This is a genomic window from Psychroserpens citreus, assembly GCF_055686305.1.
The window spans coordinates 884,623-901,131 of sequence record NZ_CM145999.1; the positions used below are offsets into that span (position 1 = coordinate 884,623).

16 protein-coding genes are annotated in these 16,509 nt (G+C 33.0%); 8 read left to right on the forward strand and 8 right to left on the reverse strand.

Features of this window, described 5'->3' with window-relative positions; translation table 11 throughout:
• The first annotated feature begins 93 nt into the window (after positions 1-93).
• Entirely contained in the window at positions 94-714 is a 621-nt protein-coding gene (locus tag ACTU6T_RS04040) for a LysE family transporter (protein ID WP_460219977.1), read from the forward strand.
• Between the two features lie 57 nt (positions 715-771).
• On the opposite strand, the gene ACTU6T_RS04045 is transcribed toward ACTU6T_RS04040, so the two are convergent.
• Complete coding sequence (locus tag ACTU6T_RS04045) at positions 772-1,566, reverse strand: DUF2797 domain-containing protein (protein WP_460219978.1); 795 nt, start codon at positions 1,564-1,566, stop codon at positions 772-774.
• Positions 1,567-1,609: 43 nt separating this feature from the next.
• On the opposite strand from ACTU6T_RS04045, the gene ACTU6T_RS04050 reads away from it, so the two are divergent.
• Positions 1,610-3,130 carry a GH3 auxin-responsive promoter family protein gene (locus ACTU6T_RS04050; RefSeq protein WP_460219979.1) on the forward strand — a complete coding sequence of 507 codons (1,521 nt, stop codon included), beginning with the start codon at positions 1,610-1,612 and terminating at the stop codon, positions 3,128-3,130.
• Between the two features lie 304 nt (positions 3,131-3,434).
• Here ACTU6T_RS04050 and ACTU6T_RS04055 read toward each other — a convergent pair whose 3' ends face one another.
• The 7 genes from ACTU6T_RS04055 to ACTU6T_RS04085 form a co-directional block, all read right to left on the reverse strand.
• Positions 3,435-4,058 (reverse strand): hypothetical protein, encoded by a 624-nt coding sequence (locus ACTU6T_RS04055; RefSeq protein WP_460219980.1) that lies wholly within the window; start codon positions 4,056-4,058, stop codon positions 3,435-3,437.
• Between the two features lie 23 nt (positions 4,059-4,081).
• A complete protein-coding gene (gene clpX / locus ACTU6T_RS04060; RefSeq protein ID WP_460219981.1) occupies positions 4,082-5,314 on the reverse strand; it encodes an ATP-dependent Clp protease ATP-binding subunit ClpX in 1,233 nt (410 codons plus the stop codon).
• Between the two features lie 120 nt (positions 5,315-5,434).
• On the reverse strand, positions 5,435-6,109 hold the full coding sequence (gene clpP, locus ACTU6T_RS04065; protein WP_460219982.1) for an ATP-dependent Clp endopeptidase proteolytic subunit ClpP: 675 nt from the start codon (positions 6,107-6,109) through the stop codon (positions 5,435-5,437).
• A gap of 108 nt (positions 6,110-6,217) precedes the next feature.
• Positions 6,218-7,540 carry a trigger factor gene (tig, locus tag ACTU6T_RS04070; protein WP_460219983.1) on the reverse strand — a complete coding sequence of 441 codons (1,323 nt, stop codon included), beginning with the start codon at positions 7,538-7,540 and terminating at the stop codon, positions 6,218-6,220.
• Positions 7,541-7,638: 98 nt separating this feature from the next.
• Positions 7,639-7,989 (reverse strand): phage holin family protein, encoded by a 351-nt coding sequence (locus tag ACTU6T_RS04075; protein WP_460219984.1) that lies wholly within the window; start codon positions 7,987-7,989, stop codon positions 7,639-7,641.
• A 3-nt stretch (positions 7,990-7,992) separates the two neighbouring features.
• Positions 7,993-8,775, reverse strand: a complete 783-nt coding sequence (locus ACTU6T_RS04080; protein WP_460219985.1) for an alpha/beta fold hydrolase — start codon at positions 8,773-8,775, stop codon at positions 7,993-7,995.
• A 55-nt stretch (positions 8,776-8,830) separates the two neighbouring features.
• Entirely contained in the window at positions 8,831-9,544 is a 714-nt protein-coding gene (locus ACTU6T_RS04085; RefSeq protein WP_460219986.1) for a pyridoxine 5'-phosphate synthase, read from the reverse strand.
• A 94-nt stretch (positions 9,545-9,638) separates the two neighbouring features.
• Here ACTU6T_RS04085 and ACTU6T_RS04090 point away from each other — a divergent pair, with 94 nt between their 5' ends.
• The 6 genes from ACTU6T_RS04090 to ACTU6T_RS04115 all read left to right on the forward strand — a co-directional run bounded on the left by ACTU6T_RS04090 (position 9,639) and on the right by ACTU6T_RS04115 (position 16,495).
• Positions 9,639-10,295 carry a CBS domain-containing protein gene (locus tag ACTU6T_RS04090; RefSeq protein ID WP_460219987.1) on the forward strand — a complete coding sequence of 219 codons (657 nt, stop codon included), beginning with the start codon at positions 9,639-9,641 and terminating at the stop codon, positions 10,293-10,295.
• A 2-nt stretch (positions 10,296-10,297) separates the two neighbouring features.
• On the forward strand, positions 10,298-11,173 hold the full coding sequence (locus ACTU6T_RS04095) for an NAD kinase (protein ID WP_460219988.1): 876 nt from the start codon (positions 10,298-10,300) through the stop codon (positions 11,171-11,173).
• Positions 11,174-11,295: 122 nt separating this feature from the next.
• Positions 11,296-11,961 carry a type IX secretion system protein PorG gene (porG, locus tag ACTU6T_RS04100; RefSeq protein WP_460219989.1) on the forward strand — a complete coding sequence of 222 codons (666 nt, stop codon included), beginning with the start codon at positions 11,296-11,298 and terminating at the stop codon, positions 11,959-11,961.
• Positions 11,962-12,702, forward strand: a complete 741-nt coding sequence (locus tag ACTU6T_RS04105) for an isoprenyl transferase (protein ID WP_460219990.1) — start codon at positions 11,962-11,964, stop codon at positions 12,700-12,702.
• The gene (gene bamA, locus ACTU6T_RS04110; RefSeq protein WP_460219991.1) at positions 12,674-15,280 is read left to right on the forward strand and encodes an outer membrane protein assembly factor BamA; all 2,607 of its coding nucleotides are present in this window, start codon (positions 12,674-12,676) and stop codon (positions 15,278-15,280) included. Before ACTU6T_RS04105 ends, bamA begins: the two co-directional genes overlap by 29 nt.
• Before the next feature lie 168 nt (positions 15,281-15,448).
• On the forward strand, positions 15,449-16,495 hold the full coding sequence (locus ACTU6T_RS04115) for an OmpH/Skp family outer membrane protein (protein WP_460219992.1): 1,047 nt from the start codon (positions 15,449-15,451) through the stop codon (positions 16,493-16,495).
• Positions 16,496-16,509: the final 14 nt, after the last annotated feature.

Here is a 16,509-nt window from a genome sequence, read left to right on the forward strand (position 1 = left end):
TTCACTTTATATAAAAAAAGCGTCCTGAAAATTTCAGGACGCTTTTTTTATATTTCTCTGTAAGCTTTTCAGAATACAATCTACTAACTCCATATGATTATTTTATACTTTTTAATTGGAGTTTTAGCTAGTATTATTGGTGCTTTACCACTTGGCGCTTCAAATATTGCTGTCATCAATACAACAATCAAACAGAACGCGAAACAGGCCTTTAAAATAGCTATTGCAGCTGGTGTCGCCGAAGTTGTATTATCATATTACGCTTTACATTGTAACATGGTTGTTAGAGACTTTTTTGATCGTAATATGTGGATTCAAATAACAATTGTTATTCTTCTTATGATTATTGGAAGTGTTTTGATTTTTAAAAAGACAACAGAAAAGACGCCAAAAAAGAATAAGCTTACCTCTTCTAAATATGCCACGGGATTTTTATTAGGTATCTTAAATCCTCCTGTACTCATCTATTGGATTGTAGCTTTTGGAATCATTAACAATAACAATTTAATGTTGTCATTAGGATCTCCACTATTCGTATTATTTTTGTTTTTTACAGGTGTATACCTAGGAAAATTAGTAACCCTATACCTCTATAGCAAATTTAGTATTGTGATCAAAAACAAAGTGCAAAACATCTTGTTCGTAATTAATAAAGTTACTGGTGTTTTATTGATTGTAATAGGAATTGTTCAAGCTATTAAATTAAGTTTATAAAAGGCATCCTGATTCCTTATAACAATCTTTCGACTGTACTCAAGACGACATCTAAATCTAGTTTATTGTAAATTTTACAACTAAACCTTCATTAGCACGCACATTAAAAACGGTATTGTCTTCAAAAATGAGATATTGACCTTTTACACCTACAAGTTTTCCTGTATAAGATTGCTCTTTTTTGATATTAAGACTTTTGGGTTTTAATGGATACTGATGCACAGGAAACTGAAGATTAGTTTCAGTATTAGAAGCGATATAATAGTCTTTTGCTTCCTCAGGAATATAATCTTTTAAGCGCTCACGCCACTCAACTAAATTTTCATCTTCATTCTCATTCTTGAGCATTTTTCGCCAATTGGTTTTATCGGCTACATAATCTTTAAGGGCTACTTCTGTAATTCCTGCAAGATAGCGGTTAGGAACTTCTACAATTTCGATAGCCTCATGTGCTCCTTGATCAATCCAGCGTGTTGGGACTTGAGATTTCCTAGTAACACCTACTTTCACATTACTTGAATTTGCCAAATACACAATATGTGGCTGTAATTGCACCTTTTTTTCATACTCTAAATCGCGATCTTCTTTGCCTAAATGTGCTGTAGATAATTCTGGTCTCATAATCCAATCACCTGCCTGAGGAATATCAAAAAAGTCGTCTTTACAAAAGCCTTGACGATAAATTGGCTTATCTAAACCACACATTAAACATTGGTGTTTTATAAATTCCATTGTGATGCTCTTATCCAATAACTGATTCATATTCAGGAAATCATTTTCTAATATCAAATAATATTGAATAGGTTCGGCAAACTCAGTTTGCATTTTTGTTAAAACACCTTGATAAAACATATAAAAAAAAGTATTATTTTTAAAACTTAAAGATACTATAAAAATGCCGATTCCATTAGTAAATTCTATTGCTTCATGGTTTTTAAAAAAACGATTCCATCAGATTGAATTGTTCTTAAAATACCCCAATGAGGTACAAAATGAATTACTCTTTCAGTTGCTTTCTACAGCAAAAGATACTGAAATTGGTAAGCAATATGACTTTAGTTCTATAACCAATTATAAAACTTTTTGCGAACGCATTCCAATTTCGTCTTATGAAGATTGTCAAGATATGATCGAACGCTCTCGTCGTGGAGAACAAAATATATTTTGGCCAACTCCAATACGATGGTTTGCTAAATCTAGTGGTACAACAAATGCGAAAAGTAAGTTTATACCTGTTAGTACAGAATCTCTTGAAGAATGTCATTATGCTGCAAGTAAAGACTTGCTATGCATGTATCTCAACAACAATGAAAATTCACAGTTATTTACAGGAAAGAGTTTGCGTTTAGGCGGAAGTAAAGAGCTCTATCGTGAAAACGGAACTGTGTTTGGTGATTTATCGGCCATTCTAATTGATAATATGCCGTTTTGGGCTGAGTTTAGTAGTACACCTAGCAGTAAAGTATCTTTAATGAGTGACTGGGAAATAAAAATGCAAGCTATAGTTGAAGAGACTATAAATGAAAATGTAACAAGCCTAGCTGGTGTGCCTTCTTGGATGTTGGTACTACTCAATACTGTTCTTGAAAGCACAGGTAAAAATAATCTATTAGATATATGGCCAAATCTGGAAGTCTATTTTCATGGAGGTGTAAGTTTTGTTCCATATGTTGATCAATACAAAACGATTTTACCTAAATCTGATTTTAAATACTACGAAATTTATAATGCTTCAGAAGGATTTTTTGCCATTCAAGATCAAAACAATAGCAGCGAATTATTATTAATGCTTGACTATGGTATTTTCTATGAGTTTATTCCAATGGATACTTATGGAACACCTCAACAACATGTCATTCCTCTTAGTGAAGTAGTAGTTGGGAAAAACTATGCTGTTATTATTACGACTAATGCCGGACTTTGGCGTTATAAAATTGGAGACACCGTACGTTTTACATCTATTAATCCATATCGAATTAAAGTATCTGGGCGCACAAAACATCACATTAATGCATTTGGAGAAGAACTCATTATTGAAAATGCTGAAGACGCTCTAAGAGAAGTTTGTCATTCTACACAATCTGAAATTGTTGATTACACCGCTGCACCTATTTTTATGAGTGGAAAAAATAAAGGTTCTCATGAATGGTTAATCGAATTTAAAAAACCGCCTCAAGACATTAATACTTTTAATGAATTATTAGACACCAAGTTAAAATCATTAAATTCTGATTATGAAGCTAAACGTCAAAATAATATGACTTTAAACATGCCAAAAGTGCATATTGCAAGAGAACGTTTATTTTACGATTGGTTAAAACAACATGACAAACTTGGTGGACAACATAAAATTCCTAGATTATCAAATAGTAGAGAATATATAGATGAATTACTCCATTTAAATAGACCATTATAGTTTGATTATTATCTATAGAATCATTCTTAAAATTCAAAACACCGATGAACGGTAACGATTTTTCCCACACAACGAGTATTTGTTGATGTTTATCCAAAACTGCCCAAAGTCGTTTTTATTCTGAAGCTAATGCACCTATATTTACGAAGTCTTAAAAAAAATCAACAAAAATTTATGATTATAAAAAGACCTAAAATTGATAAAAATATTCAAAATATTGTTTAGCAATATTAGTTTTTAATCCTAATAAAAAAACCACTCCTGGGAAAGAGTGGTTTTCTTTTTTTATAAAAAATAATTCATATTAATCCTCATAATTACACTCTATTAAAGTATTCGTTCCAGCTATAACATCTTGATTAACTTGGCTTCCACCTAATCCAGTTACATCTAAAAGTTTTGAGGTTTCAATTTTATTTAAATACAAGAATAGTACACCGCAGTTTTCATCACTACTATGGATCTTAAAATTAATACCTAATGGCTCTCCATTACTATCAAATGGCGGCAAGTATTCATAAGAAAATGGTGTTCCACCAGTTATGGTTCCAAACGTGACTTGATATTGTATCCCATTATCAATAATTTGCTGTGTATAATCAATAGGTGGATCTACACGTTCATTTAAAAATCTAACACTTCCAACATAGGTGGTATTAAACTCACCTACTCCAGAGGTAGCACTTGGCCCAGGAGTTGGTCCATCCCAACTATCAGGATCATAACTTGTAGAAGTAATTGTATCACCATCGCCTTCAGGAACCATTATCAATTCTACAGTTGTTATAAAAAAATCTTCTTCCTCTTCTTCACTCGTATTAGAATCATCATTAGAATTACAAGATAAAAGGCAAAAATGGATAAGTAATCCTAATAAAGGTAAAGCGCATTTCAATCTTTTAACAGGTATAAAAACTGGCTTAAACATAAAGTAGAAATAAAATTAATGATTTAAGAAACTGCTTTTAATTTCTTAAGCGTTGTCTTAGTAAGTTTACTTTCAGCATAGGATTTTGTTACATTCAGTTTTTTATCATCAGAACTTGGCATTTCAAACATGGCATCTGTTAAGATTTCTTCACAAAGCGAACGCAATCCTCTAGCTCCAAGCTTATATTCAATCGCCTTACTTACGATAAATTCTAATGCCCCTTCTGTAATAGTAAAATCAATGTCGTCCATTGCAAACAACTTTTTGTATTGTTTGATAATTGCATTTTTTGGCTCTGTTAAAATAGCTCTTAAGGTGTTTGCATCTAATGGATCCATGTAAGTCAATACTGGAAGACGGCCAATAATTTCTGGAATCAACCCAAAGTCTTTTAAATCTTTTGGAATGATATATTGTAACATATTATCAGGATCGGCAATTTCATCATCATGAGATGCTTTGAATCCTATTGCAGCCATGTTTAATCGCTTAGAGATCACACGTTCTATACCATCAAAGGCTCCACCAGCTATAAATAAAATATGCTCAGTATTTACTTCAATAAACTTCTGATCAGGATGTTTACGACCTCCTTTAGGCGGTACATTAACAACCGTTCCTTCTAGCAATTTCAATAGGGCTTGCTGTACACCTTCACCTGACACATCTCTAGTAATAGATGGGTTATCACTCTTGCGCGCAATTTTATCTATTTCGTCAATAAAAACGATACCGCGTTCTGCCTTTTCAAGATTGTAATCGGCAGCTTGTAGTAATCGTGTTAAAATACTCTCAACATCTTCACCTACATATCCAGCCTCAGTTAAAACAGTTGCATCTACAATAGCTAAAGGCACATTTAACATCCTTGCTACTGTTTTTGCCATTAAGGTTTTACCAGTACCTGTTTGTCCAACCATTATGATATTCGATTTTTGAATTTCGATATCATCATCAGAAGCTGGCTGTAGCAACCTTTTATAGTGATTATAAACAGCTACAGACATCACTTTTTTTGTGTGTTCCTGACCGATAATATATTCATCAAGAAATGCCTTTATCTTCTGTGGTTTTTTAAGCATTAACTCAGAGGTTAACTCTGCATTATCTGATTGTTTAGATTCCTCTAAAACAATACCATGTGCCTGCTCGATACAGCGATCACATATATGTGCATCAAGACCGGCAATCAACAGATTGGTCTCTGGCTTTTTTCTACCACAAAACGAACATTCTAATTCTTCCTTTGCCATTATTTAATATTAACTTCTATTCTAAAAACTCTAAAAGAGATTTCTCGACTTCGCTCGAAATGACAGTGTAAATTCTAGTAAACAAATACTAAGACACTGTTATTTCCGAAGTACAAATAATTATCCTCTTGATAGTACTTCGTCTATCATTCCATATTCTTTAGCTTTATCAGCTTTCATCCAGTAATCACGATCACTATCTTCATAAATCTTGTCGTAATCTTGTCCTGAATGCTTACTAATAATTCTATATAACTCTTCTTTGAGTGTTAATATTTCTCGTGCTGTTATTTCGATATCACTCGCTTGCCCTTGTGCACCACCTAAAGGTTGATGAATCATAACACGAGAATGGGTTAACCCACTACGTTTTCCTTTTTCTCCAGCGCATAATAATACGGCTCCCATAGACGCAGCCATTCCTGTACAGATTGTTGCAACATCAGGTTTAATTAATTGCATAGTATCATAAATACCTAAGCCAGCATATACACTACCACCTGGAGAGTTGATATATATTTGAATATCTTTAGACGCATCTGTGCTTTCTAAAAACAATAATTGTGCTTGAATAATATTGGCTACTTGATCATTAATCGCTGTACCCATAAAAATAATACGATCCATCATTAAACGCGAGAATACATCAAAAATAGCAATGTTCATTTGACGCTCTTCAATAATGTTAGGAGTTAATGCCGTTGGATACATACTACTAATAATCTTATTATAGTATGTACTACTAATCCCTTGATCCTTTATTGCGAATTTTTCAAATTCTTTTCCGTAATCCATAGATTGTTTTAAATCGTTTTATATTAATTGATTTCAATATGCTTTTAAACAAAAAGCGTAAGACCTGAAAGTCTTACGCTCAAAGATACTAATTTATAATGTATTTACTTAGCTGTAAAACTCTTTTACAAAATCGTCGTAAGTTATCTCTTTTGTCTTAAGATTGGCTTCGGTTTTATAAAGGTTTAACAATTTAGTGCTCATCAATTGTTCAGATAAACGTTTCACTTCATCTTTGTTAGATAAAATTCGTGATGCGATACCGTCTAACTCTTCATCTGAAGGATCTGTTTGACCAAATTGAGCCATTTGCACTTTAATCATTTCTTTAGCGTGAGACTGTAAGTCTTCAAACTTTACTTGTAGATCATGTTTCTCAATCAATTTCCCTTCGATTAATTGATAGCGCATGCTTTTTTCAGATTTTTCGTATTCTTCTTTAGCTTGCTCTGCATCCATTTCAGATTCGCCTGCAGTTTGCATCCATTTCTGTAAAAACTCAGCTGGTAAATCAAACTTTGTATTGTCTACTAAATACTCAGTGACGTCATTTAACAACTTTTGATCACCTTGTTGTGCAAATTGCTTTTCAGAATCTTCTTTAATTTTGGCCTTTAATTCAGTCACAGATGTGACAACTTTAGGTCCAAATAATTTATCAAACAACTCTTGGTCTAAATCGGCTAATTCTCTAGAATTGATTTCTGAAATTGTAAATGTCACTTCTATTGCTAATCCATGAGCATCATCATGAGGCACTTTTAAGAAGGTCATTAAATCATGATCGTCATTAAATAAGCCTTTAGTTTTTAAAGTAATCACATCACCAACTTTAGCCCCAATAAATTTCTTTGCTGTAGCCTTACCTTTAAATTTATCTAAAGTAATCATTGTAGAGTTTTCGATACCTTGCTCTTCATTTTTGAACACACCAGTAATCTCAGAATCTTGAGACACTTCAGTTTCAGAAACAATTTTACCGTATTGCTTTCTAATATGCTCTACTTGGTTGTCTAGCATTTTATCATCAGCAACGATATTATAATGTGTAATCGCTTTTTTACTTTTTAAGTTCACTTCAAATTCTGGAGCTAATCCTAATTCGAACTCAAAAGAAAAGGCATCTGCATCCCAATCTAAATCATCTTGAGGTTTAGGTAATGGATTACCTAATACATCTAATTTTTCTTCGGTTAAATATTTCCCTAAAGCATCTTGTAAAAGCTTGTTTACCTCATCAACTAAAACTGCTTTCCCGTATTGTTTTTTTACTAAGCCCATTGGTACATGACCTTTTCTAAAACCAGGAATATTAGCCGATTTACGGTAGTCTTTTAATATTTGCTCCACTTTATCGCTATAATCTTCTTTAGCGATATCTACTTTTACCACTGCATTTAATGCATCGATGTTTTCTCTTGTAATATTCATTTCTATCTATACTAAACCCATTATTGGGTGTTAAAAAGGGCTGCAAAAATACGACTTTTTTTGCAACCCAACAAGATTTTAATAGACTGTGTTTGAGACTACTTTTTCTTTTTGTCTTTAAGAATTGAATAGGCAATAGATTGTGAGATAGACAATAGTATACTAAACAATAAAGCCGTCCAAAAACCATTAACACCAAAGCCATCTATAAATTTGTCTGCCAACAGTATGATACATGCGTTAATTACAAATAAAAACAAGCCAAACGTTAAAATGGTAATCGGAATGGTTAAGATGATTAAAATAGGTTTTACAACAGTATTAAGCAAGGCTAAAACTACAGCAACAATTAGCGCTGCTTCATAACCACTAACAGCTACACCTGATAAAAAATGTGATAGTAACATGACTATACCTGCTGTGACTAGTAATCGGATTAAAAGATTCATAACTTATAGATTTTGTTGATTTGAAGTTACAAAATTAATCACAGCCTCATAAAATGCTGTAGGGTTTTCGGCATGTAACCAATGGCCAGCATTACTAATGGTTTCTATTTCCGCGAGCGGAAAATGCTGCTTTATTAAATTCTCGTCAGTTGGCATTACATATTCGCTTTTGTCTCCTCTTAGAAATAAGGTCGGTTTTTCAAACTTGGCGTGTATGGGTAATGCTTCTCCAACTTCAGACACATGATCTCTCAGAACTTCAAGATTAATACGCAAGCCTAATTGTCCTTTCTCAACCCAATACAAATTTTTAAGCAAAAACATACGTGTTCCTATTTCAGAAACATATTGCGATAACATAGTATCGGCTGCACCTCTACTTTTAATGTCTGAAAAATCTAAAGCAGATAATCCCTCTAAAATTGCATCGTGATGGATAGGATAAAAACGCGGACTGATATCTGCGACTAACAGTTTTGAGACAAGTTCAGGATATTCAGCAGCAAAAAGCATGGCTGTTTTCCCTCCCATAGAATGGCCTAAGAGAATGATATCTTGAAGTTTATGCTCGTCACAATAGCTTTTTAAATCTTGGGCTAAAACGTCATAATTAAATTCGTCATGATGGAAACTCCGACCATGATTGCGCTGATCTACCAAGTGCATTTGGAATCCAGCCTCTTTAAATTTATTTCCTAGGGTTTTCCAGTTATCAGACATACCAAGAAATCCGTGTAAAATGATAAAGGGTTGTCCTTCTCCTAAAATTTTTGAATGTAGTGTCATAGCCGCCTTTTTTATTTATGAGACATCTCGACTGCTCTCGATGTAACAAAAAAGTTTACTTTAATTTATGAAGATACATTTGAATCACATTTTCAACACCAAGATACAGACTCTCAGAGACCAAAGCATGACCGATAGACACTTCTAATAAACCTGGTATATGGTCTTTAAAAAATTTGATATTGTCTAATGATAAATCATGACCTGCATTCACTCCTAATCCAATAGAATTGGATAACTCGGCAGCTTTTGTAAAGGATTCAATAGCTTTTTCATTTCCCAAACCATATTGATGTGCAAATGTTTCGGTATATAATTCGATACGATCGGTTCCTGTAGCTTTAGCACCTTCAACTATATCTAAAACTGGATCAACAAAAATAGATGTTCTAATACCATTAGATTTAAATTCTGAAATTACTTCAGTCAAAAAGGATTTATGAGTAATTGTATCCCAACCAGCATTAGACGTCAATGCATCTACAGCATCAGGAACTAAAGTAACCTGAGTAGGTTTTACTTCTAGTACCAAATCCACAAACGATGAAATAGGGTTTCCTTCCACATTAAATTCGGTGTACACTTCAGGCTTTAAATCCCTCGTATCTTGATAACGTATATGACGCTCATCAGGTCTAGGATGCACAGTAACACCTTCTGCACCAAATTGCTGTACATCTTTAGCAAAGCTTACTACATTTGGTGTGTTTCCTCCTCTAGAATTTCTTAGCGTAGCTATCTTATTAATATTTACACTTAATTTTGTCATAATATCCATTCATTTAGAATACAAAAATACAGAACTAGTTCATGCTTATTGTGGTTATTTTTAATTAATTTGCAGTAGAATTTACTATATAGATATGCCTTTAAGAGAATATATAATTAACGATATAAAACCACTTAACATTAATGACAAGGTGAGTGACGTGCAGCTTATTTTTAATGAATTAACCTACTCTCATATTCCTGTTGAAAATGAGGGCAGATATCAAGGTTGTATATCTGAAACCGATGCTCATTGTTTTGAATCTCAAAAAACAATTGCCGATTGCAACTATGCTCTAGATAGTTTTTTTGCAAAATCAGACACCAATTGGTTAGATGTTCTTGAAACCTTTGCTCAAAATTCGTGTAATATCATGCCTGTGTTAGACAAACACAATAACTATTTAGGCTACTATGAATTGGGTGATATTATTGGTTTATTTAATGAGACTCCATTTTTTGCAGAACCAGGTGGCATTTTAATTGTTGAAAAAGGTATTCAAGACTACTCATTTAGTGAAATTAGCCAAATAGTTGAATCTAATGATGCTAAAATACTAGGGGCTTTTGTGTCTAAAATGGAAAGTGATGTGATTCAAATCACCTTAAAAATAGGAAATTCAGGACTTAATGATGTGATTCAAACCTTTAGACGTTATAGTTATAATATCATCTCAGGTCACGAAGAAGACACCTATGTTGAAAATCTTAAAGAGCGTTCAGAATACCTTAAAAAATATTTAGACATTTAACAATGAAGGTAGCGATTTACAGTCAATTCTATTCGGGAAAATCATTTCAATCTTTTGAAGATCTCATTGATATACTTCATAAAAACAATGTTGATATTTATATTGAATCTTCATTTTACAAACACATCAATGCCGAAATAAAAGCTATGAATTTGGTACATACCTTTTCAGAATTGAATGACAGTTATGACCTTTTAATTAGTGTTGGAGGAGACGGAACGATTTTAAGAGCCATAACCTATGTTAGAGATTTTTCAATCCCTATTGTTGGCATTAATACGGGACGACTTGGCTTTTTAGCAACCATTCAAACCGATGACATCACTTCTGCTATTGAACATATTCTCAACGGAAATTATAAAACCTCAGAACGTTCATTACTAAGTGTTGAAACTAATGCTAGCAACGACGATTTAAAAGACACCAATTTTGCTTTGAATGAAATTGCTGTGAGTAGAAAAAACACAACGTCGATGATTACGGTAGAAACACATTTAAACAATGAGTATTTAACCTCTTATTGGGCTGACGGACTTATTGTAGCAACACCAACAGGTTCTACAGGATATTCATTAAGCTGCGGTGGACCAGTAATTACTCCTGAAGCTAACAGTTTTGTATTGACGCCTATTGCGCCTCATAATTTGAATGCAAGACCTTTGGTTATTCCTGACAACACTGTCATACAATTAAAGGTAGATGGACGTGAAGATCAGCATTTAATGTCTTTAGACTCAAGAATCATAACACTTTCTAACGATACATTGATTACCATAAAAAAAGCAAATTTTAAAATTAAAATGGTTGAGCTTCTAGATGAGAGTTTTATTGATACGCTTAGAAAGAAAATGCTTTGGGGAGAAGATAGACGAAACTAAACAATAAAACCTTATAAAATCTGTTTTCTGTAAGACTATTTGCCACAAATTACCATAGGCAATTCATATTTGTTATATTTGCAAACTTTTAAAATTTTATGAGGTATTTAATCTTATTAATATTGAGTATTTTTTTCATGCAATCTAGCCACTCTCAAATCTATGAAGTAGGTGTTTTTGCAGGAGGAAGTAATTTTATTGGAGATGTAGGCTCAACAACTTATATCGCACCAAATGCTCCGGCATTGGGACTATTATTAAAATGGAATCGTAGCCCTAGACACTCATGGCGAGTATCGATAATGTATTCAGACTTAAAAGGATATGATTCAAAGTCTGATGATCCAAGACGTTTACAACGTGATTATAGTTTTGACAGTAATCTTTTGGAGATTTCAGCAGGAATGGAATTTACTTTTGTTGATTTCGATTTACATCAAAGTGGTATTAAATTTACGCCATACTTATATTCAGGAATTTCAACCGCAAGACATCCAAATTATTATTTTGATGTTAATGGAAATTATACATCTGAAAACACTAATAGTTGGGCTTTTGGGATTCCAATTGTGTTAGGTGTAAAAAGCAATATTACCAAACATTTTGTTTTAGGTTTCGAAATTGGTGCACGATATACGTTCTCTGATGAGTTGGATGGAAGCGTACCTGATGACCCTTTTAGAGAAAATCTAAGCTTTGGTAACACAAATAGTGATGATTGGTATGTATTTACCGGCTTCACATTAACTTATACATTTGGACAAAGACCATGTTATTGTAATTTTTAAATGAACTTAAAAGACCAAATACATATCAATAAACTACCTAACCATGTTGCTATCATCATGGACGGAAACGGTCGTTGGGCAAAACAACAAGGTATGCTTAGAGTTATTGGTCATGAAAATGGCACGAAATCTGTACGAGATGTTGTTGAAGCAAGTGCAGAAATAGGCATCAAAAACTTAACCTTGTATGCCTTTTCAACTGAAAACTGGAAACGCCCAAAATTAGAAGTACAAACACTAATGAAACTTCTAGTAAAATCATTAAAAAAAGAGATTAAAACACTTCAGGATAACAATATACGATTATTGGCAATTGGAAATCTAAAAGATTTACCTAAAAAAGCTCATATTGAATTATTAGAAGTCATAGATAAAACCAAAAACAATACACATATGACATTAACTCTAGCATTGAGTTATGGATCTAGAGAAGAAATTGTTAAGGTTATAAAAGAATTAACAGATAAAGTTAAAAATAATATAATTTCCGTAGAAAGTATTGACGAATCAATTATAAATAAGCATCTTTACACGCATAATTTGCCAGATGTTGATCTATTAATTAGAACCAGCGGAGAACAGAGGATAAGCAACTTTTTATTATGGCAAATTGCTTATGCCGAATTATATTTTACAGACATTCTTTGGCCTGATTTTAAGAAGAAGGACCTTTATGAAGCTTTGATTAATTATCAAAATAGAGAACGACGATTTGGAAAAACAAGTGAACAACTTAGCTAACAATTTACTTTTGAAAACATATATTAAGTCACTACTTATTGTATTATTATGTACAATTTCTACAGTAGTTACTGCACAGCAATCCGATTTTAATCAAGGCAAAAGATATATCCTTGAAGACATTCAAATTACTGGAGACACTAATTTTAACCCTGGAACAATTATCACGTATTCAAGGTTGAAGATTGGTGAAGAAATTATAATTCCAGGTGAACAAATTAGTAATGCTATTAAAAAACTATGGGATTCTAACCTATTTAGTAGCATTGATGTTTTTCTAACAAAAGTTGAAGGCGATAAAGCCTATTTAGAAATCAATCTTATTGATTTACCAGAATTGAATGAAGCGACAATTCAAGGTGTAAAAAAAGGTAAAGTAGATCAGTTAAAAAAAGATAATAATCTTGCTAAAGGTGTAAAAGTTACTGAAAACTTAGTGACTACAACACGTAATTACATCACTAATAAATACAAAAAAGACGGATTTTTAAATACCAAAGTCACTGTAAATACTAAAGCAGTTGTTGACTCTATTGAAAAGAGTAGAGTTGATATGCTAGTGTATATCGACAAAGGTGAAAAGGTAAAAATTGACAAAATTATTTTTAATGGTAATGAAAAACTTTCAGGTAAAAAACTTAGAAAGGCCATGAAAAATACAAAACAAAAAAATCCAATTCGAATACTTAAGCGTTCTAAATATATTAAGGAAGATTTCGAAGAAGATAAAATTAGTATTGTTGATGCCTACAAAGAAAATGGATATCGTGATGCTAGAGTCTTATCCGATTCAATTGTATACAAAGATGATAAAACTGTAACGCTTTACATTGATATTGAAGAAGGTGAACAATACAAGTTTGGTAAAATCTCTTTTGTTGGTAATACCGTGTATTCAGACCAACAACTTCATTCGATATTAAAAATAAATGAAGGATCTACGTATAATGGTGTTGAATTGAGAAAACGTATTGCAGATAACTCAAAACCAGATGCGGTAGATATTACCAATCTCTATCAAGACAGTGGATATTTGTTTTCGACGATAAACCCAGTTGAAACGAGCGCAGAAGGTAATGTAATAGACATGGAAATTAGAATTTCCGAAGGTAAACCAGCATACTTTAATGATGTATCTGTTTCTGGAAATGACAAAACTAATGATCATGTTATCTATAGAGAACTTAGAACAAAACCAGGAGCATTATATCGTAAAAGCGATGTAATAAGAACCATTAGAGAACTTGGTCAACTTGGATTCTTTGATGCACAACAACTAACCCCTAACATGAAAAATTTCAATACTCAGGATGGTACTGTTGATATTGAATACCAAGTGGTAGAACGAGGTTCTAGTCAGATTGAACTTCAAGGTGGTTACGGTGGAGGTGGCTTTATTGGTACTTTAGGATTATCATTTAACAACTTTGCGATAAAAGACATATTCAAGAAAGAAGCTTATAAGCCTATCCCATCTGGAGATGGTCAAAGTTTAGCACTGCGTTTGCAGGCATCACAGTTTTTCCAAACCTATAGTTTCTCTTTTTCCGAACCTTGGTTAGGAGGAAAACGACCTGTACAATTATCAACGTCTATATCGCACACGAGACAATTTTTATTTGATCCAATATCTCGACGACGTGATAGCAACAGACGTTTTAACATTACTGGAATTTCAGTAGGTATAGCAAAACGTTTAAAAGTACCAGATGATTATTTCCAATTATCTCAAGCTGTTGCGTTTCAACACTATAACTTAAAAAATTACAACACTGGCTTATTTACATTTGGAGATGGTTACTCTAACAACTTATCATATACGGTTGGTTTAACACGTAATAATACACGAACAGATCCTATTTACCCTATGGGTGGATCAAGTTTTTCTATAAGTGCCAAGTTCTCCTTACCTTATTCATTATTTAATGATGTAGATTATGGTGCTTTAAAAGAAGAACGCGAACAATTATTAGCTACAGATCCAAACAGTGCAAGAATTGGAGAAATAGATCAAGAGCGATTTAGCTGGCTAGAATTTTACAAAGTTAAATTTAAAGGAGATTGGTACACTAGAATCGTTGATAAATTGGTGTTTAAATCAAGTATTGAATTTGGATTCTTAGGAGCCTACAACCAAGATAGAGGTGTCATTCCTTTTGAGCGATTTTTTCTTGGAGGTGATGGTTTAGGAAATTTTGCCCTAGATGGTCGTGAGGTAATACAGCTTCGTGGATATCCCAACCAGTCGCTAACTCACTTAGATGAAACTACTGGAAGAGCCTCTACAGATGGTTCTAGTATTTATAACAAATTCTCTTTAGAATTACGCTACCCTATTACACTTGGAGCACAAGCAAAAATTTATGGATTAACCTTCCTTGAAGCAGGTGGATCTTATGATAAATTTAGAGATTACAACCCTTTTACACTAAACAGATCGGCAGGAGCAGGTATACGTATTTTTATGCCAGCCTTTGGTTTATTAGGTATAGATTTTGGTTATGGATTTGATGCACTTCCTGGTCAAACAGTGAGAAATGGATTAGAAACGCACTTTATAATTGGACAGCAATTTTAATTTTGGCACGATATTTTCTATTAACAATACGACGATTTAATCTATGTGTTGAAATTTTTCTAAATATATTTCGTTAATTTGAAAAACTAAACACAAAAAAGACAGAATCGTAATTTGAGTCTGTTGTTTGAAGTTTATAGAAGTTATCATAAATCAAAAATATTACAGATGAAAAGTAAAGTTCTTTTTTTAGTGACCATCATAAGTCTAATGAGCTTTGTATCTAATGCCCAACGTGGTGTAAGAATAGGTTATATTGATACAGAATATATTTTACAAAATATTCCTGAATACCAGCAAGCCTCTTCACAATTAGAAGGCAAGGTACAACAGTGGAAAACTGAAATCGAGCAACGACTAACTGAAATTGACTCTAAAAAGAAACAATTAAACAGTGAAAGTGTCTTATTAACCAAAGAGTTGTATGAAGAACGTCTAGAAGATATTTCATTTGAAGAAGCTGAAATACTTGATTATCAACAAAAACGATTTGGACCTAATGGTGATTTAATGATTCAAAAGCAACAGTTGATTCAACCAATTCAAGATCAAATTTTTGCTGCTGTTCAAGAAATAGCGAGTGGAAAAAAATATGATTTTATTTTTGATAAATCTGCCGATGTTGTGATGCTATTTTCTGCTGAACGTTTTGATTTAAGTGAATTAGTGATTAGAAGTATTACACGATCATCAAAACGAACACAAGCAAAATCTAGAGCCGAACGTAAACAAGCAGAAAAAGAAGATGTCGTTCCTGTGGTAAATAAGGAATTAGATGAGCGTCAAAAAGCAATAGAAGATAAAAAATCTGCTCGTGAGGCACAGATTGCTGAACGTCAAGCTGCTCAATTAAAACGCAGAGATTCATTGAAAGCCGCTGCAGCTGCAAAGCGTCAAAAAATATTAGATGATAGAGCTAAAGCTAAAGCTGCGAGAGATAGTGTAAATAGCGCTAAAGGTGCCAAATCACCTCCAACAGAAAAAGGTGGAAATGCTAGAAAAACAGATTCATCAACTGCTAAAGCGGCAACTGGAACTAAAACTCCAGCGCAACTAGCAGAAGAAAAGAAACAACAAAAAATTAAAGACCGTGAAGCAAGAAAAAAAGCACTTGAAGATCGAAAAAAGAAAATATTAGACGCAAGAAAAAAAGCTAAGGAAGAACGTGAAGCACAAAAGAAAGAAAATGACTCCGTTCCTAATGACGATAACTAAAAACAATAATTATA

Coding starts and splice junctions, on each gene's coding strand:
- ACTU6T_RS04040 (WP_460219977.1), top strand. CDS start 94: ATGATTATTTTATACTTTTTAATTGGAGTTTTAGCTAGTATTATTGGT.
- ACTU6T_RS04045 (WP_460219978.1), bottom strand. CDS start 1,566: ATGTTTTATCAAGGTGTTTTAACAAAAATGCAAACTGAGTTTGCCGAA.
- ACTU6T_RS04050 (WP_460219979.1), top strand. CDS start 1,610: ATGCCGATTCCATTAGTAAATTCTATTGCTTCATGGTTTTTAAAAAAA.
- ACTU6T_RS04055 (WP_460219980.1), bottom strand. CDS start 4,058: ATGTTTAAGCCAGTTTTTATACCTGTTAAAAGATTGAAATGCGCTTTA.
- clpX (WP_460219981.1), bottom strand. CDS start 5,314: ATGGCAAAGGAAGAATTAGAATGTTCGTTTTGTGGTAGAAAAAAGCCA.
- clpP (WP_460219982.1), bottom strand. CDS start 6,109: ATGGATTACGGAAAAGAATTTGAAAAATTCGCAATAAAGGATCAAGGG.
- tig (WP_460219983.1), bottom strand. CDS start 7,540: ATGAATATTACAAGAGAAAACATCGATGCATTAAATGCAGTGGTAAAA.
- ACTU6T_RS04075 (WP_460219984.1), bottom strand. CDS start 7,989: ATGAATCTTTTAATCCGATTACTAGTCACAGCAGGTATAGTCATGTTA.
- ACTU6T_RS04080 (WP_460219985.1), bottom strand. CDS start 8,775: ATGACACTACATTCAAAAATTTTAGGAGAAGGACAACCCTTTATCATT.
- ACTU6T_RS04085 (WP_460219986.1), bottom strand. CDS start 9,544: ATGACAAAATTAAGTGTAAATATTAATAAGATAGCTACGCTAAGAAAT.
- ACTU6T_RS04090 (WP_460219987.1), top strand. CDS start 9,639: ATGCCTTTAAGAGAATATATAATTAACGATATAAAACCACTTAACATT.
- ACTU6T_RS04095 (WP_460219988.1), top strand. CDS start 10,298: ATGAAGGTAGCGATTTACAGTCAATTCTATTCGGGAAAATCATTTCAA.
- ACTU6T_RS04105 (WP_460219990.1), top strand. CDS start 11,962: ATGAACTTAAAAGACCAAATACATATCAATAAACTACCTAACCATGTT.
- ACTU6T_RS04115 (WP_460219992.1), top strand. CDS start 15,449: ATGAAAAGTAAAGTTCTTTTTTTAGTGACCATCATAAGTCTAATGAGC.